The sequence below is a fragment of the Pseudomonas sp. B14(2022) genome, assembly GCF_012030485.1.
Lineage (GTDB): Bacteria > Pseudomonadota > Gammaproteobacteria > Pseudomonadales > Pseudomonadaceae > Aquipseudomonas.
The window spans coordinates 80,159-103,023 of record NZ_JAAUVM010000008.1 but is presented as its reverse complement, the minus strand read 5'-3'; the positions used below and the strand labels follow the sequence as shown (position 1 = coordinate 103,023).

Sequence of the window (22,865 nt, the reverse complement as noted above, 5' to 3'; positions counted from 1 at the left end):
GAAACCCTCCTTAACGACGGATCGCCAGACGCTGTTCCAGGTAACGGAGCAGCATGGCGATGAGATAACAGGCCGCCACGTAGAGCGCGGTCGTGACCAGCCAGGTTTCAATCACCCGGTAGCTTTCGACGTTGATCTTGCGGGCGTAATAGGTCAGCTCGGGCACCGCGATGGCGGCGGCCAGGGAGGTGTCCTTGAACAGCGAGATAAAGTTGTTCGACAGCGCGGGCAGTACGTTGCGCAGCATCACCGGCACGGTGATATACGCGCGGATCCGCCATTCGCCGAGGCCGATGGCCAAGCCGGCTTCGCGCAAGCCCTTGGGAATATTCAACAGCCCGGCGCGGAACACTTCGGTCAGGTAGGCGCCGGCGTACAAGGACAAGGTGATGATGAACGACGGAATCTTGTCCAGGCGGATGCCGAGGCTGGGCAAGGCGAAGTAGATCAACAGGATCAGCACCAGGATCGGCGTATTGCGGATCACCGTCACATACACCGAGGCCAGGATGCGCAACGCGCGGTGTTTGGACAGCATGGCAAACGCCATCAACAGGCCGATCACGCAGCCGATGGCGATCGACAGCAATGCCAGTTGCAGGCCCAGGCCGAGCCCCGCCAGCAAGGTGTCGAAATCACGCCATACGGCGGCAAAGTTCAACTGATAGTTCATGGTCAGCAGTACCTGATGGGGGCGCCGTTGGCGGCGCCCCGGTTTTCACGAATCACTTGAACTCGACGGGGAAACCAATCGCAGGTTCCGGCAGGTCCACACCGAACCACTGCTTGAACGACGCCTTGTAGGTGGGGAACTCCACACCGGTCATGGCTTCATGCAGTGCGGTGTTGACGAAGTTCAGCCAGTCCTGGTCGCCACGCTTGACCGCACACGCGTAGGTCTGCGGGCTCCAGGCATAGGCCGGGCTGCGGTAGCGGCCGGGGTTCTGCACCATCAGGTACTTGACCGAGGACTGGTCGGTGGCGGCGGCATCGGCGCGACCGGAGTTCACGGCCTGGTACATCAGGTCGACGCTGTCGTACTGGTCGACCTTGGCCTTGGGCAGCGCCTGGTGCACCAGTTCTTCGGCATACACGTTCTGCAGCACGGCCACGGTGACGCCATCGCCCGCCGCCTGCAGGTCTTCGATTTCCTTGTACTTACTGTTGTTCGGCAGCAACAGGCCCACGCCTTCGCGGTAGTACGGCAGCGTGAACGCCACTTGCTGCGCGCGGCTGGCGGTGACGGTGATGAACTGGCAGCTCATGTCGACCTTGTCGGTCAGCAGGTTGGGAATGCGTGCGTCGGAGGACTGCACCACAAACTCGACTTTGCTCGGGTCGTTGAACAAGCCCTTGGCCACAATGCGGCCGATGTCGATATCAAAACCCTGCAACTTGCCATCCGCTCCCTGGAAGTGCCACGGCGCATTGGTACTGCCTGTACCCACGATCAGGTGCCCACGCTTGAGCACATCATCGAGCTTGCTGTCCGCCGCCTGCACGATGCCTGCGAGGGAAGCCGATGCGGCGAAGAGAAAAACACACGCTTTAAACACGGAAGGTCGGTGATGCATGACAAGCACTCCAGGAGTTGTGTATTCCGCTATACCGGAACTTAGTATGTAACAACGGAATAGACAGCAGAAAGTGTGCCACACGCACCGAGCAAAACCTATGACTACGATAAAACGCTTATTAATCAGACAGATAACTCGCGACGTGAGATGCGGCGTCGCGCCAGCACTTGCAAGCAGATTGCTACCCAAGGCCTCACGCGAGGGTGACAGCACGATTCAAGTGCGTCACCGCCCTGTTACTACGCACATCGGCGGTGCACCCTCCCATGGAAAATCCGCGGTGCTGGACTAGCCTTTGGCACACGCCTCATGACAAGGACCGCACTCCGATGAAGTTCAGTCTTACCCTGGTTTTGCTGTGTTTTCTGGCAGCCGGCAGCGCGCAGGCCAGCAACGACCGCCGAGAATGCAAAGAAGAACTGCGCAAGCTCAAAGCAGCGTTCGACACCAACTACACCAGCCAGAATCACCATGGCTATCGCCGCGCCAAGGCCTCCCGTGACAATGAGGAATATCGCAAGTGCGCGAGCCAGGCGCGCAAGGCCCGGGAACGTGCGGAGCGTGATGCGGACCTGTGAAGGTTGACAGTAGACGGTAGTGGTCCCCCAGCTTAGCGTTGGCGAAAGCCTGTTCGGCTCAAAGGGAGATGATCATGGGGATTGCCACAGCAACCATTGCCAATGCCGAAGACTACCGCCGCGCGCTGAGCACTTCGCGCCCGGTGTTCATGCTGTTTGTCTCAGATCACTGCCCGGCCTGCGGAGTAGCCGGGCCGCTGTTTGAACTGATCGCAGCCCGGTATCGATCAGTGGTGAGCATGGTACTCGATTGCGCGAAAACACCGAGGCACCCAGAGGTTACAGGCACCCCGACGCTGCTGATCTTCCAGAACGGCACCTTGAAGGAAACATTCAAAGGTTTCGGACCGGAAGAGCAGCAAGCGCAGTTTGTGGAAGATACCTTCAGGCGCTATGCACGCCGCAAGGGTGCAATAACACCTGCGTCACCCGCCGCTCCTCCACCGCAGCCACCGTCAGGCGCCAGCCCTCATGCTCCAGGCTATCGCCCACCATCGGCAGGCGGTCGAGCAGGCTCATGACCAAGCCGGCCAGGGTCTGGTAATCCTCGGTCGCGACAGCCTTGAAGCCGGTGCGCTGACGAATCTGGGTGAGGTTCAAGCCGCCATTGGCACGGAAGCCAGCGCCTTCCTCGACAATATCCGGCCCTTCGATCTCACTGGCATCCGGCAATTCACCGGCGATGGATTCAAGAATGTCGGTCATGCTCAATACGCCCATGAAGTCACCGAATTCGTTGATCACGAAGGCGATATGGGTCGACTCCTGGCGCATCTGCTCCAGGGCATTGAGGATCGAAAAGCTCTCCAGCAGGTTGATTGCTCGACGCGCGAGGTGCTCCAGGTTCGGCTCGTTGCCGGCCAGGTATTCCTTGAGCAGTTCTTTCTTGTGCACAAAGCCCAGCGGCTCATCCACCGCGCCATTGCGGATCAACGGCAGGCGCGAATAAGACGAATGCATCAGTTTCAGACGAATCGTGTCGGGATCGTCAGCCAGGTCGATAAAGTCGACGTTGGCCCGCGGCGTCATCAAGGTGCGAATCGGCCGCTCGGCCAGTTGCAGCACACCGCTGATCATCACCCGTTCACGTCGGTCGAATAGCGGCCCTTGCGCAGCATCCGTCTCGCCCAACAGGTCCGCCACGTCTTCGCCCACCTCTTCCACCGCCAGGCTGCGGCCGCCGAGCAGGCGCATCACCGCATGGGCCGTCCGCTCACGTACCGGCAACACCCCCTGCGCAGATTTCTTGCGACGCGCGCGGGCAATCTGGTTGAACACTTCGATCAGGATCGAGAAACCAATCGCCGCGTACAGGTAGCCCTTCGGAATATGGAAACCCAGGCCCTCGGCGGTCAGGGCAAAACCGATCATCATCAGGAAGCCCAGGCACAGCATGATCACCGTCGGGTGGGCGTTGACGAAGCGCGTAAGCGGCTTGCTCGCCACGATCATCAGGCCGATGGAAATGATCACCGCGATCATCATCACCGCCAACTCATCGACCATGCCCACGGCAGTAATCACCGCATCCAGGGAGAACACCGCGTCGAGCACCACGATCTGCGCCACGATCGGCCAGAACATGGCGTACGCCACATTGCCGGTGCGCTGGGCCACATGACCTTCCAGGCGTTCGTGCAGTTCCATGGTGGCCTTGAACAACAGGAACACACCGCCGAACAGCATGATCAGGTCACGCCCGGAGAAGCTCTTGTCGAACACCTCGAACAGCGGCTGGGTGAGGGTCACCAACCAGGAAATACTCGCCAGGAGGCCCAGGCGCATCAGCAGCGCCAGGGACAAACCGATCAACCGCGCACGGTCACGCTGCTCCGGTGGCAGCTTGTCCGCCAGGATCGCAATAAACACCAGGTTGTCGATGCCCAGCACCAGTTCCAGCACAATCAAGGTCAACAGGCCGAGCCAGGCCGTTGGATCCGCTAACCATTCCATTTATATAAGTCTCTTTACAGGTTTCAGAATGCCGGACACGGCAACGCACGATCGGTGGGCCGGGACAAGGCTAGCAGTCGGAATACGGGATGTTTCAGCGGGAACAGCGGCAGCAAATGTCTTGGGGAAAGACGACCGGGAGGCTCCGAGAGGATGTTCATGCACGTCCTGAAATAACAAAAGGACTTGAATCGTACAGTCGAAACACAAATGTCCCACAACGCAAAAGTATTACAAAACCTGTCTTCGAACCCCACACAAAATCATGTGGGAGGAGGCTTGCCCCCCCCACACTTGAGCACTGGCGTGTCAGGTCTTACGGGTTGCATCGTCCAGCGCGAGGATGGTGTGGGCATTAGTGACGGTGGTTGCGAGGGTATTGATCACCCCCGACCGCAACGCCCCCAACGTCGCCGCCGCCTTGGTGTTCTCACTGGCAATCGCCACCACGTCCGGGATGCGAAACAACTCCTGCACCGTCAACCCGATCACCCGCCCCTGAATCGCGTTGACCGCTGGCTGGCCGTGAATATCGATGAAGTCATAGCCCATCATGTCGCCCACGGTGCCGGATAGGCGCGCCTGGGCAATCTCCTGGGGCGAGAACCAGCCCATGCGCACCATGTTGCTGTTTTCGCTCATGTCACCGATGCCGATCAGCGCCATGTCTGCCCGCCGCGCGCGGTCGAGAGTGGAGCGCACCGTATCGTTATTGATCAACACCCCGCGCAGCTCCGGGTTGGCCACCAGGGCCGGGGCGTACAGGCTTTCACTCTCGCCGCCAAAACGCAGGGCCAGGCGCCGGCAGATGTGATCGGGGTTCATGTATTCGCCGGCCTTGAGCGAACCGCCAATGGCGCAGACAAATGTGCAGTTGCGCGTCACCGGCAGGAACACGTTATCGGCCACGGCACCGACATTGCGGCCCATGCCGACGGCGACGATCATGCCGTCGCTCAAGGTCTTGTTCAGGTAGTTGGCCACCAGGCTGGCGACGGCCGAGCGCTGGGTATCGGGATCACTGTGATCGACTGCGATCAACGCGCGATCCAGCTTGAAGCGCGCCACCAGCGCCTGTTCCAGCTCGTTATTCATCGCCGGATGCTGCAAAACGCGCACCTCGACAATGCCTTCATCCCGCGCGCGCTTGAGCAATCGGCTGACTTTTGCCCGCGACAGGTCGAAGCGCTTGGCGATGGCTTCCTGAGTGACGTTCTCGAGGTAATAGAGCATCGCCACTTCAGTCATCTGATCAATATCGCTGGCCATGCGCTGGGTACTGTCACTCATGGGGACGGGCTTCCGTTTCGGCGTCAAAGGCGCATTCTCCCGACTCTTGCCCTGCTACGTCCACTATTGATGCCCATCGCGCTCGATCGCATTGATGCGCTCGACCTTGGCCCCGGAACGGGCCGCCTCGAACTCCGACTCCAGGAACGACTTGACGATACTTTTCGCCAGTTCGGCGCCGATCACCCGCGCGCCGATCGACAGGATCTGCGCATCGTTACTCTTGCGCGCCCGCTCTGCCGAGTAAGTGTCATGGGCCTGGGCCGCACGGATCCCCAGCACCTTGTTGGCCGAAATCGCCATGCCAATCCCCGTGCCGCACACCAGCACGCCCAGGCGCTGCTGCCCGGCGTTGATGGCGGTGGCCACGGCCAGGGCGATGTCCGGGTACAACACCGGCGCGGTGGAATGGGTGCCGAAGTCGGTCACCGGATAGCCCAGCGCCTCGATATGGCGCTTTAAAAGCTCCTTGAGCTCAAAACCCGCTTCATCGCATCCGATAGCCACCGGGAAAGGTGTGTTCATGGCGTCTGGCTCCGCTGCCGAGGTCGTGCTTACGACTGATCAATTGATCACTCAGTGAAATTTCTCTCATTCATTTCGCGGGCTTTACCCCCTTCCTGTCAAGCATGATTTAACTGACCTGCCAGTCAAAGCCGTCTAAAAAAGGCTAATTGGCGTAAAAGATCAGAATCACACCATTTACATGAAAGAGATTGACTGATCAGAATTTCATTTGATACACATATGATCACAGCGAAACATGACTGTGCGACCTAATAAGAATTCACAGCACGAGGACACGCCGATGGCCACGCCATTACTGCTCCAGGCTGAACACGTCGCCAAGGCTTACGCCGGGATCCCTGCCCTGCGTGACGGGCGCCTCTCTCTGCGGGCCGGCAGCGTCCACGCCCTGTGCGGCGGCAATGGCGCAGGCAAGTCGACTTTCCTGAGCATCCTGATGGGCATTACCCCGCGTGATGCCGGCAGCATTCTGCTCAACGGCACCCCCGTACAGTTCAACCGCCCCAGCGAAGCACTCGCGGCGGGGATCGCGATGATTACCCAGGAACTGGAACCGATCCCCTACATGACCGTCGCCGAAAACATCTGGCTGGGCCGCGAACCGCGCCGCGCCGGCTGCATCGTCGACAACAAGGCCTTGAACCGCCGCACCCGCGAGCTGCTGGAAAGCCTGGAATTCGAGGTCGACGCCACCAGCCCCATGCACCGCCTTAGCGTGGCGCAGATCCAGTTGGTGGAAATCGCCAAGGCGTTCAGCCATGACTGCCAGGTGATGATCATGGACGAGCCCACCTCGGCCATTGGCGAGCGCGAAGCCGAAACCCTGTTCAAGGCGATCCGCCGTCTCACCGCGCGCGGCGCCGGCATTGTGTATGTGTCGCACCGCTTGAGCGAACTGGCGCAGATCGCCGACGACTACAGCATCTTCCGCGACGGTGCCTTTGTGGAAAGCGGACGCATGGCCGATATCGACCGCGACCATCTGGTGCGCGGCATCGTCGGCCAGGAACTGACCCGCATCGACCACAAGGTCGGCCGTGAATGCGCCGCCGACACCTGCCTGCAAGTCGACAGCCTCAGCCGCGCCGGCGAGTTCCACGACATCAGCCTGCAACTGCGCCAGGGTGAAATCCTCGGTATTTACGGCCTGATGGGCTCGGGCCGCAGTGAATTCCTCAACTGCATCTATGGCCTGACCGAGGCGGACTCCGGCAGCGTCACCCTGCAAGGCAAGCCCATGCCCATCGGCCTGCCCAAGGAGAGCATCAATGCCGGCATGTCGCTGGTCACCGAAGACCGCAAGGACAGCGGCCTGGTGCTGACCGGCAGCATTCTTTCCAACATTGCGCTGTCGGCCTACAAGCGCCTGTCGAGCTGGTCGCTGATCAATGCGCGCAAGGAAACCCAGCTGGCCCAGGACATGGTCAAGCGCCTGCAGATCAAAACCACCTCACTGGAACTGCCGGTGGCGTCCATGAGCGGCGGCAACCAACAGAAAGTGGTGCTCGCCAAATGCCTGTCGACCGAACCGGTATGCCTGCTCTGCGATGAGCCGACCCGGGGGATCGATGAGGGCGCCAAGCAGGAGATCTACCACCTGCTGGATCAATTCGTGCGCGCCGGTGGCGCGGCCATCGTGGTGTCATCCGAAGCCCCGGAACTGTTGCACCTGAGTGATCGCATCGCCGTATTCAAGGGCGGCCGCCTGGTGACCATCAGCACCGACACCGCCCTTTCCCAGGAAGCCTTGTTGAGTCTTGCCTCATGAATGCCAAAACCATTGCCGCCCCTATCACAACAGCGCCACGCAACCGCCTGCGCCTGTCCCTCGACCGTTTCGGCCTGCCGCTGGTGTTTATCCTGCTGTGCGTGGTGATGGCGTTTTCCAGCGAGTACTTCATGACCTGGCGCAACTGGATGGACATCCTGCGCCAGACCTCCATCAACGGCATCCTCGCGGTGGGCATGACCTACGTGATCCTGACCAAGGGCATCGACCTCTCCGTCGGCTCGATCCTGGCCTTTGCCGGGTTGTGCAGCGCCATGGTCGCGACCCAGGGCTACGGGCTGCTGGCGGCGGTGAGTGCGGGGATGTTTGCCGGGGCGATGCTCGGCGTGGTCAACGGCTTTATGGTCGCCAACCTGTCGATCCCACCGTTCGTGGCCACCCTCGGCATGCTCAGCATTGCGCGCGGCATGACCTTCATCCTCAACGACGGCAGCCCGATCACCGACCTGCCCGACGCCTACCTGGCCCTGGGCATCGGCAAGATCGGCCCGATTGGCGTGCCGATCATCATCTTCGCCGTGGTCGCGCTGATCTTCTGGATGGTGCTGCGCTACACCACCTACGGTCGCTACGTGTACGCGGTGGGCGGCAATGAAAAAAGCGCGCGCACCTCCGGGATCGGCGTGCGCAAGGTGATGTTTTCGGTGTACGTGGTGTCCGGCCTGCTCGCCGGGCTGGCGGGCGTGGTGTTGTCGGCACGCACCACCTCCGCCCTGCCCCAGGCCGGGGTGTCCTATGAGCTGGACGCGATTGCCGCCGTGGTCATCGGCGGCACCAGCCTGTCGGGAGGCACCGGCAGCATTGTCGGCACGCTGTTCGGCGCGCTGTTGATCGGCGTGATCAACAACGGCCTGAACCTGCTCGGCGTGTCCTCCTATTACCAGCAGGTCGCCAAGGGCCTGATCATCGTGTTTGCAGTACTGATCGACGTGTGGCGCAAGAAAAAACGCTAGAGAACGACCACTACAACAATAACCGGAGTTCCCCCCATGAAACTTGGTACCACCCTGGCCGCCGCGGCGGCTCTCTCCCTGCTCGCCGGCAGTATCGCAATGGCTGCCGATGGCAAGACCTACAAAGTCGGCGCGGCCGTCTATGGCCTCAAGGGCCAGTTCATGCAGAACTGGGTTCGCGAGCTTAAGGAACACCCGGCGGTCAAGGACGGCACCGTGCAGTTGACGGTGTTCGATGGCAACTACGACGCCCTGACCCAGAACAACCAGATCGAAAACATGGTGACTCAGCGCTACGACGCGATCCTGTTCGTGCCGATCGACACCAAGGCCGGCGTCGGCACAGTCAAGCAAGCCATGAGCAACGACGTGGTAGTGATCGCCTCCAACACCAAAGTCGCCGACGCCTCGGTGCCCTACGTCGGTAACGATGACGTCGAAGGCGGCCGCCTGCAGGCCCAGGCCATGGTCGACAAGCTCAACGGCAAGGGCAATGTGGTGATCATCCAGGGCCCGATTGGCCAGTCGGCGCAGATCGACCGCGAAAAAGGCGAGCTGGAAGTGCTGGGCAAGTACCCGGACATCAAGATCATCGAGAAGAAGACCGCCAACTGGGACCGCGCCCAGGCCCTGGCGCTGACCGAAGACTGGCTGAACGCCCACCCCAAAGGCATCAACGGCGTGATCGCACAGAACGACGACATGGCCCTCGGCGCCGTGCAGGCCCTCAAATCCCACGGCCTGACGTCCAAAGATGTGCCTGTCACTTCCATTGACGGCATGCCGGACGCGATCCAGGCGGCGAAAAAAGACGAAGTCACCACCTTCCTCCAGGACGCCCAGGCTCAGTCCCAAGGTGCGCTGGACGTGGCCCTGCGCGCACTGGCCGGCAAGGACTACACGCCGCAGTCGGTGATCTGGGAGCGCTATGCCAAGGACGTGAAATGGGGTGATGGCACGGCCAAGACCTACATCCTGCCGTGGGTGCCAGTGACTAACGCCAACGCCGATGCTCTGTACAAACAGGTCAGTGGCAGTAAGTAATCATTGGCTTGAAATACAGTCAAGTGTGGGAGAGGGCAAGCCCCCTCCCACCCGAGATCTTCACTGTTTTCGAAAATGGAGTCATGTAAATGCCTGGATTCTGGAACCAAGCCTTCGACCTCAGCGGCCGTTGCGCGGTGATCACCGGTGGTGCCGCCGGTATCGGCCTGGCCTGCGCCAGCCTGCTGGTGCAGCGCGGCGCCCGCGTGGCCTTGCTCGACCGCGACCCGGCGGTGGTTGAAGTGGCAGCAAGCCTGGGTGCCGGGCATCTGGGCATTGCCGTCGACCTCAGCCAGATCAACCAGGTGCAACACACCATCGATCAGGTCTTCGAACACTTCCAACGCCTGGACTACCTGATCAACAGCGCCGGCGTGGCCCTGCTGGACAAGGCCGTAGATGTCAGCGAAAGCGCCTGGGACACCACCCTGGACATCAACCTCAAGGCCAGCTTTTTCGTGGCCCAGGCCTGCGCGCGGCACATGCTGGCCCAGGGCAGCGGGCGCATCGTCAACCTCGCCTCCCAGGCCGCGGTGATCGGCCTCGACCGCCACGTCGCCTACTGCGCGAGCAAGGCGGCCATTGTCGGCATGACCAAGGTGCTGGCCATGGAATGGGCGCCGCACATCAACGTCAATGCCATCTCCCCCACCATCGTCGAGACCGCGCTGGGCAAGAAGGCCTGGGCCGGTGAAGTCGGCGAGCGGGCCAAATTGCAGATCCCGGCGGGCCGCTTTGCGCAGCCGGAGGAAATCGCCGGGCTGGCGCTGTACCTGCTCAGCGATGCCGCGCAGATGATCACCGGCGCCAACATGGTGATCGACGGTGGCTACAGCATTCAGTAATTCATTTATCTGTCGTGAGGTTTTGTCATGTCCACCGTCACCGAACGCACACCCGAACAACTCTTCCCGGTCATCCCGAAAACCATGCAGGCCGTGGTCTGCCACGGCCCGGAAGACTATCGCCTGGAAACCGTCGACGTGCCCACGCCCGGCCCCGATGAAATCCTCACCAAGGTCGAGTTGTGCGGCATTTGCATGGGCGACATCAAGACCTATCGCGGCGCACCGTCGTTCTGGGGCGATGCCGAGCAACCGCGCTATGTCAAGCCGCCGATGATCCCCGGCCATGAGTTCGTCTGTCGTGTGGTTGCCCTGGGGCCCGGCGCGGAAAAGCGCGGCGTGAAGGTCGGTGACCGGGTGATCTCGGAGCAGATCGTGCCGTGCTGGGGCTGCCGCTTCTGCAACCACGGCCAGTACTGGATGTGCCAGAAACACGACCTGTATGGCTTCCAGAACAATGTGCAGGGCGCCATGGCCCAGTACATGATCTTCACCAAGGAAGGCATCATTCACACAGTGCCGGAATCCATCGCCCCCGACGAAGCGATCCTGATCGAACCCCTGGCCTGCTCACTGCATGCAGCGGAGCGAGCCAACGTCGACCATGACGACGTCGTGGTGGTCGCCGGCGCCGGCACCCTGGGCCTGGGCATCATCGGTGCCGTGCGTTTGCGCAACCCGAAAAAACTCATCGTGCTCGACATGAAACCCGAACGCGCCGCCCTCGCCCTGCGCATGGGCGCCGACGAAGTGTGGAACCCGGCCGAAGTGGACGTCATGGCCAACATCCGCGCGATCACCGACGGCTACGGCTGCGACATCTATATCGAAGCGACGGGGCACCACAAGGCGGTGAACCAGGGCCTGGCGATGCTGCGCAAGCTGGGGCGCTTCGTGGAGTTCAGCGTATTCAACGACGAGGCGACGGTGGACTGGTCGATCATCGGCGACCGCAAGGAACTGGACATCCTCGGCTCGCACCTGGGGCCCTACATGTACCCGAGGGCCATCGACTTTATCGGCAACCGCAAGATTGATATGCGTGATGTGGTGACTCACAAGTTCGCCCTGGCGGACTTCAAGGAAGCGTTTGCGGTGATGGAGCGTGGCGACAAGTCGCTCAAGGTTGTACTCGAACCCTAGGAACACACAACCGCTTTTACTGTAGGAGCCGAGCTTGCTCGCGAAGGTCGACAACGATAACGCGGGGCTTCTGAGTAAACGCGGTGTCTTCACGTTTTTCGCGAGCAAGCTCGCGCCTACAAAAAGAACACAGGAACCCGCGTTATGAATCGAGTCATCAACGATCCGGACCAAGTGGTCGAGGACATGCTGCGCGGCATCCTGGTCGCGCACCCCGAACTGCGCCAGTACGAAAGCAACCCACGGGTGATCGTCAAGACCAGGCCTTCCGGGCCAGGCCGAGTCGGCATTGTCACGGGCGGAGGTTCCGGCCATGAGCCGGCGTTTCTCGGCTATGTCGGCCCCGGCCTGGTCGATGCCGTGGCCGTCGGCGAAGTGTTTTCCTCGCCCACCGCCAAGAGCTTTTTCGACGCCTTCCGCGCCGCCGACCAGGGCGCCGGCGTGGCCTGCCTGTACGGCAACTATGCCGGCGACAATATGAATGTGAAGCTGGCGATGAAAATGGCCGCCAGCAAAGACATGCGCATCCGCACCGTGGTCGCCAACGACGACGTGGCTTCCGCTCCCAAGGCCGAGATCGCCAAGCGCCGTGGCGTGGCCGGGGAAATCTTCATGTGGAAGATCGGCGGTGCCGCGGCCGCCCAGCACTACGACCTGGACGGCGTGATTCGCGTCGCGCAGAAAACCGTCGACCACTGCCGCTCGATTGGCATCGGCCTCACGCCCTGCACTATTGCCGCCGTAGGCAAGCCGAACTTCCAGATCGCCGACGGCCAGATGGAATTGGGCATCGGCCATCACGGCGAACCGGGCATTGAGGTTGTCCCGATCGAATCCGCCGCCGCCATGGCCGAGCGCATGCTCGCGCCGATCCTCGCCGACCGCGACTTCAGCCAGGACGACAGCGTGGTGGTGCTGGTCTCCGGTCTCGGCGCCACGCCGGTGATGGAGCTGTATATTTTCTACGCCGAGGTGGAACGCCAACTCAACGCCAAGGGCTTGAAGATTCACCGTTGCTACGTCGGCAACTACTTCACCTCTCTGGAAATGATGGGCGTGACCCTGACCCTGCTCGGCCTCGACGCGGAGCTCAAATCCCTGATCGACCAACCCTGCCGCTCCATCGGCATGACCCAGGCGGACTGAACCATGAGCCAACATTTTTCCAGCCACGACGGCAGCGCCATCGTCACCGACCTGGTCAGCGTGATCGTGGCCAACCGTGAATACCTCAGCGAAGTCGACGGCGCGATTGGCGACGGCGACCATGGCATCAACATGGCCAAGGGCTTTGCCCATTGCGGGCGCACTATCGAAGGCCGCCAACTGACCCTCGCCGAGGCCCTGGATGAACTGACCCTGAGCCTGATGGAAGGCATCGGCGGCTCCATGGGGCCGCTGTATGGCAGTCTGTTTATCGGCATGGCCGACGAAGTGCGCGGCCGTGACGACATCGACGCGGCCACCTTCGCCCACCTGCTGCGGGGCGGCCTGACCTCGTTGCAGGACATTACCGAAGCGGGTGTGGGCGACAAGTGCCTGATGGATACGTTGATCCCGGCGGTGGAAGCGTTTGAACGCGCACACGCCTCGGGGGCGTCGTTCACCGATGCACTGGACGCGATGAAAACCGCCGCCTCCCAGGGACGCGACTCCACCAAGGACCTGGTGGCGAAGATCGGCCGCGCCAGTCGCCTGGGCGAGCGCTCACTGGGCGTGCTGGATGCGGGGGCGGTGTCGTGCTGCCTGATCCTTACGCGCCTGGCAGATTCGGTGCAGCCACGCCTGAGTGCTTGACCTGCTGGATATACCGCGCCACCGCCGGCGCTTTCTCGAAGCGCCGGTGAATCAGCGACAACCACGACGATGCATCGCTGCCCTGAATGCTGCGGTACACCACGCCCGGCAACTGCACATGCCCGACCATTGACGCGGGCACTACCGCCACGCCCTGCCCCATCGACACCAACGCCACCACCGCGACCAGCCCGCCCGGCTGTGGCCCCAGGCGCGGGGCATAACCGCCTTGCGCGGCGACATGCAAGGTGCCGCTGATTTGCTCCGGCAAAATAAATGTCTCGTTTTGCAGGTGTTCGCAGCCAATGGCCGCGAGCCCCAACAACCAGGAATCCTGGGGCAGCGCCAAGACAAAACCTTCGCTGTCCAGGCGCACCGCCTCCAGGCCCTCGGGCAAGGTCATCGGCGAGCGGATGTAGCCGATGTCGTAGCGCCCATCCGCCACCGCGCTAGGCAACGTGGCCATGGCGCATTCGCGCACAGTCACGCTCACGTCAGGAAACGCCTGGCTGAACCCCTGCATCTGCCGTTGCAACAGCCCGGAGTACACCGCCGAGGCCACATAACCCAATTCGATATGGCCGATCTCGCCACGCCCGGCGCGCTGGGCATGACGTTGGGCGAATTCGAACTGGCGCACGGTAGCTTCGGCCTCGATCAGCAAGGCCGCGCCGGCTTCGGTGAGGCTGACTTCGCGTTGCCGGCGGATAAACAGGCGAGTGCCCAGGCTGGTTTCCATGTCCTGGATCTGCCGGCTCAGGGTCGGCGGCGCGATCCCCAACTGCTCGGCGGCGCGGGTGAAGTTGCGCTGCCTGGCCACGGCCAGGAAGTAGCGAAAATGGCGGATGTCCATAACAGGATTAGCTCAAAGGTAATGAAGTGCTCCACACGGGCTAACAATGTCAGCAGCAGCCGGGGATAAGCTCGAAGCACTTCAACACTAGAGAGCCTTTGCGATGTGCGTCAACCGTATTCCTCCTATTGCCTGCAAGGTAATCCAATCATGAGCCGAGTCAGCCCACGCCTGACGTTGCTGACCGCGTCCGGCGTTTGCTCGCTGATCGTGCTCGACACCAATATCGTCGCCGTGACGCTGCCGAGCATCGCTCGCGACCTGGGGGCTAACTTTGCCGATATCGAATGGGTGGTCAGCGCCTATATGCTGGCGTTTGCCGCCTTGTTGCTGCCGGCCGGGAGCGTTGCCGACCGGTTCGGGCGCAAGAAATCCCTGGTCTGGGGTCTGAGTATTTTTATCCTCGCCTCCCTCGGCTGCGGGGCGGCGCCGAGTGCGTTGTGGCTGGATATCGCCCGTGCGGTAAAGGGCGTCGGCGCAGCGTTATTGCTCACGTCAGCCCTGGCCTCCATTGGCCACACCTTCCACGATGAAGTGGAGCGGGCCAAAGCCTGGGCGTTCTGGGGTGCCTGCATGGGCGTGGCGATGACGGCCGCGCCGACCCTGGGCGGGTTGATCACCGAGTACCTGGGTTGGCGCTGGATTTTCTACCTCAACCTGCCCGTGGGCCTGGCGCTGATGGCCTTGGTACTGCGCGCGATTCCGGAATCCCGCGATACCCAATCCGCCCGCCTCGACCCGTGGGGCAGCCTGGCCTTCAGCGCGAGCCTGTTGTGCTTGATCTGGGGCCTGATCGAGGCCAACCGCATCGGCTGGGATAACCCGCTGACCTATGTGCGCCTGATCGGCGGCGCGGTGTTGCTGGGTGTATTTATAGGGGTCGAACGTGTGCAGCAGCGGCCCATGGTGGACCTGCAACTGTTTCGCCACCCGCGCTTTATCGGCGCCTTGCTCGGGATGTTTGCCTATGCCGGCTGCGCCCAAGTGATGATGACGTTGCTGCCGTTCTATCTGCAGAACGGCCTGGGCTTCTCCGCGATTATCTCGGGCCTGGGCATGCTGCCGTTCGCCTTGACCATGCTGGTATGCCCCCGAATCGGCGCACGCCTGTCGGCTCGCTTCGCGCCGGCAACGATGATGGCAACCGGCTTGGCCCTCGTAGGCGGCGGCAACCTTTTGAGCGCCTGGGCCGTGAATATCGGTGGTTACCTGCCCTTTGCATTGGCTATTGCGGTCACGGGGGCCGGTGCGGGCTTACTCAACGGCGATACGCAGAAAAACATCATGGCCTGCGTGCCACGGGACCGCGCAGGGATGGCCTCGGGCATGAGCACCACCATGCGTTTCAGCGCGATCATGCTGGCGATTGGTGTGTATGGGGCACTGCTGAGCAGCCACAGCGAGCAATTGTTACGCGCAAGTATCGACCCGCAATGGCAGGCGCAGGTGGCGGGCATTGCTTCACGGGTAGTGGCTGGGGATATGCCGGCGGCAATGGGCTTATTGCCGGATCCCGCACGGGCTGTGGTGCAACCGCTGGCGCAGCAGGCGTTTGTGGACGGGTTCAGCAGGGTGTTGTGGGTGGCAGGGTTATTGGGATTGCTCGGAGCGCTGGTGGTGGGGAGGCTGATGCGCAAGCCCCTTCCCACACCGAACTAATGTGGGAAGGGGCTTGCCCCCGATGAGGGTGTGTCAGTAAATGCAACTGTGACTGACCCACCGCCATCGGGGGCAAGCCCCCTCCCACAGGTATTACCTATACCCCAAAGAGGCTTACCAGAACCGTTGCTGGGTCAGGCGGCTCCACCAGGTCAGCAGCACGCGGTCCACCGAACCGCTGGCCGCCAGGCCCACCCGTTCCTGCAGGCTTTTACGCTCGGCATAGTGCAGGTGGAACACCTCGGCGGTCTTGGCCTTGGTGGCCAGGTATTCGTCGCTGGTTTGCAGTTCGTCGACCAGTTGCTTATCCAGCGCGGCAACACCCAGCCACACTTCTCCGGTCGCTACGTCGTCAATCGCCAGCTGTGGGCGATAACGCGAGACGAAGTTCTTGAACAGCTGATGGGTGATGTCCAGGTCTTCCTGGAACTTCTCGCGGCCCTTCTCGGTGTTTTCGCCAAAGACCGTGAGGGTGCGTTTGTACTCGCCGGCGGTCAGCACTTCAAAGTCGATGTCGTGCTTTTTCAGCAGGCGGTTGACGTTGGGCAACTGCGCCACCACGCCTATGGAGCCGAGGATGGCAAACGGTGCGCTGATGATCTTCTCGCCGATGCACGCCATCATGTAGCCGCCGCTGGCCGCGACCTTGTCGATGCACACGGTCAACGGTACGCCAGCCTGGCGGATACGCGCCAGTTGCGACGATGCCAGGCCGTAGCTGTGCACCATGCCACCGCCGCTTTCCAGGCGCAGCACCACTTCGTCCTTGGGCGTGGCCAGGCTCAGCAGTGCGGTGATTTCATGGCGCAGGCTCTCGGTGGCCGAGGCCTTGATGTCGCCGTCGAAATCCAGCACGAACACCCGTGGTTTGACCTCGGGTTTCTTCTTGCTGTTCTTCTTTTCGGCTTTGCTTTCGGACTTGCGCAGGGCCTTGAGTTGCTCTTTGTCGAGCAAGCTCGACTCAAGGCGCTCGCGCAGGCCTTTATAGAAGTCATTGAGCTTGCTGACCTGCAGTTGGCCGGCGGCTTTGCGGCGACCTTTACTGCGCAGTGCCGCGAAGCTGATCAAGACCACCAGAATAGCGACCACCAGGGTGACGGTCTTCGCCAGAAAGCTCGCGTATTCAGCCAAAAAATCCATGTGTCTCCTTAAAAATGCACGGCGCCAGGCGCGGATTGGCCAAGCATACCGACGGGATCGCCGGGCGGCCAGTGCTCAAACCGCCAGCAGATGCGCGCTCTAACGAGGTTTTAAAACAAGCGTATGTTTTTTCATTGACAGCTCCCTGGCATCCTCATAACCTCGCCAGACTTTCAACGTACCGGGAAAACGGACGTGGGCAGCATCTATTTGATTCGACATGGCCAGGCCTCCTTCGGTGCAGACGACTATGACGTGCTGTCGCCCGTTGGCGTGGAACAAGCGCAAGTGCTCGGCCGCCACCTGGCGGATATGGGCTTGGTGTTCGACCGCTGCATAGCCGGCGACCTGCGCCGCCAGCAACACACGGCCACTGCCGCCTTCGATCAATACAACACCCTCGGCGTGCCTGTTCCTGCATTGGAAACCGACAGCGCCTTCAACGAATTCGACGCCGACGCGATCATCCGCGCCCTGCTCCCAGACCTGCTCACCACCGAACCCGAAGCCCTGGACATCCTGCGCAACGCCGCGCAAAACCGCAGCGAGTTCCAACGCATCTTCGCCCTGATCATCGAGCGCTGGCTGGCCGGCACCTATGACACGCCAGGGCTGGAAAGCTGGCTGGGCTTCGTGGAGCGCGTCCAGGGTGGCCTGCAACGCATTCTTGAAGCGGCAGACAACACGCAGAAGATCGCCGTGTTCACCTCCGGCGGCACCATCACCGCCCTGCTCCACCTGATTACCCGGATGCCTGCCGCCCAGGCCTTCGAACTGAACTGGCAAATTGTTAACACCTCGCTCAACCAGCTGAAATTCCGCGGTCGCGAGGTGGCACTGGCTTCCTTCAACAGTCACACCCACTTGCAACTGTTGAAGGCGCCGCAACTCATCACCTTCCGATGAAGTGCGGCCAACCGTGACCCCAAGGTCACTGGACTCACCATAAAAGGATCGAAACCATGACTGACGTAGCCAAAGCTGTAGAAGCAATGAAAGCCAAATTCAACCCAAGCGCTGCTGAAGGCTTGGACCTGGTGTTCGGTTTCCGTATCGACGACACCAAGAACTTTTCCCTGGTGGTCAAAGACAAGACCTGCGAACTGCAAGAAGGCGAAAACCCGGACGCCCAGGTGACTCTGGTCATGGACAGCGAGACCCTGGAAGGCATCGTCGACGGCTCCACTGACGGCATGCAGGCCTTCATGGGCGGCAAGCTGCGCACCGAAGGCGACATGATGCTGGCCATGAAGCTGAGCGAACTGTTCCCTTCCTGATTCACGGGCAACCCTGAATCCCTGTGGGAGGGGGCTTGCCCCCGATAGCGGTTTGTCAGTCGCTTCATCAGTTGACTGATTCACCGCTATCGGGGGCACGCCCCCTCCCACATTTGGGCTGTAGCAGCAACGCCACCAACGCACTCCATCCGGTCTGGTGCGAAGCCCCCAACCCCCGCCCCGTCTCGCCATGGAAATATTCATGGAACAACACCAGGTCACGACTGGCCGGGTCCGCCTCCAACTGCGCATACCCCGCCATCGACGGTCGTGAACCGTTTTCATCCCGGAGAAACAAGCGGGTCAACCGCTGACTGAGGCTGTCGGCCACTTCCTCCAGCGATGCCAGATACCCACTGCCCGTCGGGTATTCCACCGAGAAGTTGTCCGCGTAATAGCGGTGAAATTCGCGCAGCGATTCAATCAGCATGTAGTTCACCGGCATCCACAATGGCCCGCGCCAGTTGGAGTTGCCGCCGTACAAGCGCGAGTCGGATTCCCCCGGCTGGTAACGGGCGCACAGGGTGTCGCCATTCATCTTCAGCGCCAATGGCTGCTCGGCGAACGCCTTGGACAGGGAACGCACGCCAAAGGCCGAGAGAAACTCGTCATCATCGAGCATGCGCCGCAGCAGATCCTTGGTGCGTTCGCCACGCAACAGCGCGAGTAACAGGCGATTGCCCTGCCCCGGTTCGTTCCAGCGCGACACCAGCTTGGCCAGGTCCGGCCGGTGATGCATGAAACCCAACAGCCGTTCACGCAACCCCGCCAGCCCTTCGTGTTCGCGCTGTTCCAGCACCAGCACGGCAAACAACGGCATCAGGCCGACGATGGAGCGCAGGCGCACCGGCTCGTTCTGGCCGTCGGGACGGTGCAGTACGTCATAGAAGAACAGGTCCTGCTCGTCCCACAGGCCTTCGGCGCTGTCGTCGACACGGTTGATGGCGCCGGCGATGTACAGGAAGTGCTCGAAAAACTTCACCGCAATATCGACGTACACGACATTGCGCTTGGCCAGCTCCAGGCCGATGCGCATCAAGTCCAGCGCATACGCCGCCACCCAGGCGGTGCCGTCGGCCTGATCGAGCTGATAACCCGGCGGCAAGTCGGCCGAACGGTCGAACAAGGCGATATTGTCCAGCCCCAGGAAACCGCCCTGGAACAGGTTGCGGCCTTCGGCGTCCTTGCGGTTGACCCACCAGGAAAAATTCAGCAGCAGCTTGTGAAAGATCCGCTCAAGGAAATCCAGATCGCCCACACCGGTCAGCGCCTTGTCCTGCTGATACACGCGCCAGCTGGCCCAGGCATGCACCGGTGGGTTGGCGTCGTCGAAACGCCACTCGTAGGCCGGCAGTTGGCCGTTGGGGTGCATGAAGCGGTCCTTCACCAGCAATAACAACTGTTGCTTGGCATACCCAGGATCCATCAGTGCAAACGCCACCGCCTGGAAACCCTGGTCCCAGGAGGCGTACCACGGGTATTCCCAGGTGTCGGGCATGGAGAGGATGTCGAAGTTGGACAGGTGCCGCCAATGGGTATTGCGGATATGCAGGCGCTCGGGCGGTGGCGCGGGCTGGGCCGGGTCGCCGTCGAGCCACTGGTTCACATCGAAATAATACAGCTGCTTGGACCACAGCAAGCCGGCCAGGGCCTGGCGCTGCACATTGCGCGCGTCGTCATCGGCGATGCCTTGCTGCAAGGCGGCGTAGAAGTCATCGGTTTCCTGGCGACGCTGTTCAAACAGTTTGCGCGCGCTGACCTCGGGCGCATCAACGGGCGCAAAGCGCAGGTAAAGACTTTTGCTTTGCAGCCCCGCCAGCTCAAGGATAAAGCGCGCGGCAACCTTGGTACCGGTGTCGCGACGAATCGCAGCGTCCAGCCCTTCGACCACGTAATCGTTGATCCCGTCCTTGAACGGCCCCGGCGCCGGTTGCCCGTCGAGCAACGGGAAGTTGCTTTCGTTCTCACAGAACAGCCATTCCAGGCCGTCCTGGCCCCAGGCGCTGAGCTGCCGATCGGGCAGTTCATGATGACGGGCCAGCACGTGTTCGCCCTCCAGCCTCAACTGCGGCTTGGGCGCATCGAAGGTCCAGCTCCAGTCATTGCGCGCCCACACCTGCGGCAACACCTGCAGGCGCGTCGGCTGCTGCGAACGGTTGTGCACGGTGACGCGCATGAAAATATCGTCAGGCTGGTGCTTGGCGTATTCGACGCTGATATCGCAGTAGCGGTTGTCTTCGAACACGCCGGTATCGAGGATCTCGTACTCGGCATCGCCCAGCCCGCGACGGGCGTTCTCGGCGATCAGGTCGGCGTAGGGAAAGGCGGCATGGGGGTATTTGTAGAGCATGCGCATGTAGGCATGGCTGGGCACACCGTCGACGAAAAAGTACAGCTCCTTGACGTCTTCACCGTGGTTGCCCTCGGCGTTATTCAGGCCGAACAGGCGCTCCTTGAGGATCGCGTCGCGCTCGTTCCACAGGGCCAGGCCCAGGCACCAGCGTTGCGCTTTGTCGCTGAAACCGGCCAGGCCATCCTCGCCCCATCGATAGGCGCGGCTGCGCGCATGCTCATGAGGGAAGTAAGCCCAGGCGTCGCCGTCGGCGCTGTAGTCTTCGCGCACCGTGCCCCATTGGCGTTCGCTCAGGTAGGGGCCCCACTCGCGCCAACGCTCGGCATCCTGCGTCGCCAGGCGTTGGCCTTCAATCGTGTCCAGTATTCGGGTGTCGGGTGTGGCCGTCATCGGGTCCTCCATCGCCTACCAGGTGCGGAGCAGTGTAGAGCCCAATGACGCCCGGGTGCACATGAAGACTTAGAAGATGGCGTAGGTGTAGTTGAAGATCAGGCGGGTCTGGTCCTGGTCGGCGGTGCCGGTGTTTTTGCCGTGATAGGTACCGGTACGCAAGGTGGTACCGAAGCCTTTCAGAGGACCGGCCTGCACCACGTAGTCCAGACGCAAGTCGGTTTCGTTTTCTTTCTGGTCAGGGCCACCGGCGACCTTCGACTTGATATCCGTACCGTCCAGGTAGGCCACGGACGCTTTCAGGCCCGGCACGTAGGCCTTGAAGTCATACGAGTACTGCCCGAAGTTGACCTGCTCGCCCGCCCGGGAGAATTGGCCCACCACCGCGTCGGTGAACAGGTAGAAGTCGCTGCCGCCGGCTCCTTGGGCGTGCGGATCGGCGAGGCTGCCCTGGTTGACCCACACAAAGCCGCCATCGTCACCCACGCCAATGTGGCCGAGCATCAAGCTGCTGCCGCCCAGTTGGTAGGTGAACGCGGCACTGTAGGTTTTGTTGTCCACTTCGTTCGCGTGCTTGGCGTAGCCGCCGTTGTTGTTGAACTGGTAGCCACTCTGGCCATTCCTGCCATCGCTGCTGCTGTCGAAGTAACGCAGGTCGGTCTTGAACGACTGGTCATTGCCCAGCGGCAGCACGTGGGCCAGGCCGAAGTAGTTCTGTTTGTAGAAGTCCTGCAACTGGGCGTAGTAGTACTGCAACGTCAGGTTTTTCGCGATGGCGTTGTCGGACGAACCAAACGGCTTGTAGTCCACCCCACCGAATTTGAAGCTGTCGCTGTCGCGCGTACCGCCGGCCACGCTCAAGCCCGTGGAGTTGCTGGAGGCACGGCCTTCGACGCGGTTCAGCTCGCCGCCGGTGAAGGTGACGTTGGGAATATCGCTGGAGGTAAGGATGCCGCCGTCAAAGGTTTGCGGCGCCACGCGGCTGTCGTTGGAGACCAGGATCGGCAGCACCGGCGCCAAACCACCCCCGACATGCAACTCGGTCTGGGAAATGCGGAACTTCACGTTGCCGGCCGCGCGACCGAAGGCATCCGCCGGCTCGGTGCCGTTGTTCCTGGTCGGGAAGAAGCTGTTGCCATTACCCGCCAGGCCAGGGCCTGCGGCGTGACCATCGCCACCGTCCAGGCGCAGGGCGCCGAAGGCCATCACGTCAAAACCCAGGCCAACGGTGCCTTGGGTGAAACCGGATTTGTAGTCGAAACGCAGCGCGGTTGCCGCTTCGCGCAAGTCGTTGTTGGTCCCCGAGCGGTTATCCGCGCTGTAGTACATGGTCCGCGAACTGACGGACGCATGGCTGTCTTCGAGAAAGCCGCTGTGGCCATTGCCCGTGCCCAGCGAGCCGAGCCCGAAGTCATCAGCGTAAGCCTGTTGCGCAAGAACGGCGGCCGTGATCGACAACGCCAGTGTAGAAATTTTCATTAACTGCGGCCCCTGAATGTTTTTTTATCGTGCTTGGCGTGCAAACCCATCGTGGGCTCTGCAAACGTGACGATTCTTTCATGCTGGCCCGGGCGGACCTCGTGAAGCTTTCTTTAGAAAAGTGCCTGGAAAATGAAATTTTCCTGCCGCCGTTTTTTGTCATATTCACGTCATTTCATTCATTTGCAGAATGAAGTCCAGAGGATTCTTCGTTTGC

At 61.5% G+C, this 22,865-nt stretch carries 20 protein-coding genes and 1 pseudogene; 12 read left to right on the top strand and 9 right to left on the bottom strand.

The features are described 5' to 3' along the window. Positions 1–10: 10 nt before the first annotated feature. Together HCF10_RS14330 and HCF10_RS14325 are read right to left on the bottom strand one after the other, a co-directional pair. Positions 11–673: an amino acid ABC transporter permease gene (locus HCF10_RS14330; RefSeq protein WP_115488214.1), complete on the bottom strand. Its 663-nt coding sequence runs from the start codon at positions 671–673 to the stop codon at positions 11–13. A 52-nt stretch (positions 674–725) separates the two neighbouring features. Further along, positions 726–1,574, bottom strand: a complete 849-nt coding sequence (locus HCF10_RS14325) for a transporter substrate-binding domain-containing protein (protein ID WP_027608633.1) — start codon at positions 1,572–1,574, stop codon at positions 726–728. 332 nt (positions 1,575–1,906) lie between these two features. Between HCF10_RS14325 and HCF10_RS14320 the strand changes: the two genes are divergently transcribed. Next, positions 1,907–2,155 (top strand): hypothetical protein, encoded by a 249-nt coding sequence (locus HCF10_RS14320; protein WP_131699289.1) that lies wholly within the window; start codon positions 1,907–1,909, stop codon positions 2,153–2,155. A gap of 68 nt (positions 2,156–2,223) precedes the next feature. Beyond that, positions 2,224–2,520: pseudogene (locus HCF10_RS31705) on the top strand (thioredoxin family protein); the annotation flags it as partial. A gap of 19 nt (positions 2,521–2,539) precedes the next feature. Here the strand turns inward: HCF10_RS31705 and HCF10_RS14310 are convergent. From HCF10_RS14310 to rpiB, 3 genes are all read right to left on the bottom strand, one after another. Continuing rightward, the gene (locus HCF10_RS14310; RefSeq protein WP_131699288.1) at positions 2,540–4,108 is read right to left on the bottom strand and encodes a TerC family protein; all 1,569 of its coding nucleotides are present in this window, start codon (positions 4,106–4,108) and stop codon (positions 2,540–2,542) included. Between the two features lie 309 nt (positions 4,109–4,417). Then, entirely contained in the window at positions 4,418–5,398 is a 981-nt protein-coding gene (locus HCF10_RS14305; protein WP_027608636.1) for a sugar-binding transcriptional regulator, read from the bottom strand. Positions 5,399–5,461: 63 nt separating this feature from the next. Next, positions 5,462–5,923 (bottom strand): ribose 5-phosphate isomerase B, encoded by a 462-nt coding sequence (gene rpiB / locus HCF10_RS14300; RefSeq protein WP_016969738.1) that lies wholly within the window; start codon positions 5,921–5,923, stop codon positions 5,462–5,464. A 283-nt stretch (positions 5,924–6,206) separates the two neighbouring features. On the opposite strand from rpiB, the gene HCF10_RS14295 reads away from it, so the two are divergent. The 7 genes from HCF10_RS14295 (at position 6,207) to dhaL (ending at position 13,497) form a co-directional block, all read left to right on the top strand. After that, positions 6,207–7,694: a sugar ABC transporter ATP-binding protein gene (locus HCF10_RS14295; RefSeq protein WP_167655805.1), complete on the top strand. Its 1,488-nt coding sequence runs from the start codon at positions 6,207–6,209 to the stop codon at positions 7,692–7,694. Then, positions 7,691–8,668 carry an ABC transporter permease gene (locus HCF10_RS14290; protein ID WP_027608638.1) on the top strand — a complete coding sequence of 326 codons (978 nt, stop codon included), beginning with the start codon at positions 7,691–7,693 and terminating at the stop codon, positions 8,666–8,668. The genes HCF10_RS14295 and HCF10_RS14290 overlap by 4 nt, the downstream gene beginning before the upstream one ends. 36 nt (positions 8,669–8,704) lie before the next feature. Further along, positions 8,705–9,712 (top strand): substrate-binding domain-containing protein, encoded by a 1,008-nt coding sequence (locus HCF10_RS14285; protein WP_167655804.1) that lies wholly within the window; start codon positions 8,705–8,707, stop codon positions 9,710–9,712. Positions 9,713–9,801: 89 nt separating this feature from the next. Next, on the top strand, positions 9,802–10,557 hold the full coding sequence (locus HCF10_RS14280; protein WP_145337511.1) for an SDR family oxidoreductase: 756 nt from the start codon (positions 9,802–9,804) through the stop codon (positions 10,555–10,557). A 27-nt stretch (positions 10,558–10,584) separates the two neighbouring features. Further along, a complete protein-coding gene (locus HCF10_RS14275) occupies positions 10,585–11,700 on the top strand; it encodes an MDR/zinc-dependent alcohol dehydrogenase-like family protein (protein ID WP_167655803.1) in 1,116 nt (371 codons plus the stop codon). A gap of 144 nt (positions 11,701–11,844) precedes the next feature. Next, positions 11,845–12,846: a dihydroxyacetone kinase subunit DhaK gene (locus HCF10_RS14270; RefSeq protein ID WP_145337509.1), complete on the top strand. Its 1,002-nt coding sequence runs from the start codon at positions 11,845–11,847 to the stop codon at positions 12,844–12,846. 3 nt (positions 12,847–12,849) lie between these two features. Next, a complete protein-coding gene (gene dhaL, locus HCF10_RS14265) occupies positions 12,850–13,497 on the top strand; it encodes a dihydroxyacetone kinase subunit DhaL (RefSeq protein WP_167655802.1) in 648 nt (215 codons plus the stop codon). Here the strand turns inward: dhaL and HCF10_RS14260 are convergent. Then, on the bottom strand, positions 13,454–14,350 hold the full coding sequence (locus tag HCF10_RS14260) for a LysR family transcriptional regulator (RefSeq protein ID WP_131699281.1): 897 nt from the start codon (positions 14,348–14,350) through the stop codon (positions 13,454–13,456). The two genes, dhaL and HCF10_RS14260, sit on opposite strands and share 44 nt — an antisense overlap. A gap of 150 nt (positions 14,351–14,500) precedes the next feature. On the opposite strand from HCF10_RS14260, the gene HCF10_RS14255 reads away from it, so the two are divergent. After that, positions 14,501–16,009 (top strand): MFS transporter, encoded by a 1,509-nt coding sequence (locus HCF10_RS14255; RefSeq protein WP_167655801.1) that lies wholly within the window; start codon positions 14,501–14,503, stop codon positions 16,007–16,009. Between the two features lie 114 nt (positions 16,010–16,123). Here the strand turns inward: HCF10_RS14255 and sohB are convergent, their stop codons facing one another. Then, a complete protein-coding gene (gene sohB, locus HCF10_RS14250) occupies positions 16,124–17,149 on the bottom strand; it encodes a protease SohB (protein ID WP_131699279.1) in 1,026 nt (341 codons plus the stop codon). Between the two features lie 195 nt (positions 17,150–17,344). On the opposite strand from sohB, the gene HCF10_RS14245 reads away from it, so the two are divergent. Both HCF10_RS14245 and HCF10_RS14240 read left to right on the top strand, forming a co-directional pair. Further along, entirely contained in the window at positions 17,345–18,055 is a 711-nt protein-coding gene (locus HCF10_RS14245) for a histidine phosphatase family protein (protein ID WP_167655800.1), read from the top strand. A gap of 56 nt (positions 18,056–18,111) precedes the next feature. Beyond that, positions 18,112–18,426, top strand: a complete 315-nt coding sequence (locus HCF10_RS14240; RefSeq protein ID WP_005788868.1) for an SCP2 sterol-binding domain-containing protein — start codon at positions 18,112–18,114, stop codon at positions 18,424–18,426. Positions 18,427–18,493: 67 nt separating this feature from the next. On the opposite strand, the gene HCF10_RS14235 is transcribed toward HCF10_RS14240, so the two are convergent. Together HCF10_RS14235 and HCF10_RS14230 are read right to left on the bottom strand one after the other, a co-directional pair. Next, positions 18,494–21,169, bottom strand: coding sequence for an MGH1-like glycoside hydrolase domain-containing protein (locus tag HCF10_RS14235; RefSeq protein WP_145337504.1), 2,676 nt, complete (start codon positions 21,167–21,169; stop codon positions 18,494–18,496). Positions 21,170–21,238: 69 nt separating this feature from the next. Next, positions 21,239–22,648 (bottom strand): OprD family outer membrane porin, encoded by a 1,410-nt coding sequence (locus HCF10_RS14230; RefSeq protein WP_167655799.1) that lies wholly within the window; start codon positions 22,646–22,648, stop codon positions 21,239–21,241. Positions 22,649–22,865 lie beyond the last annotated feature (217 nt).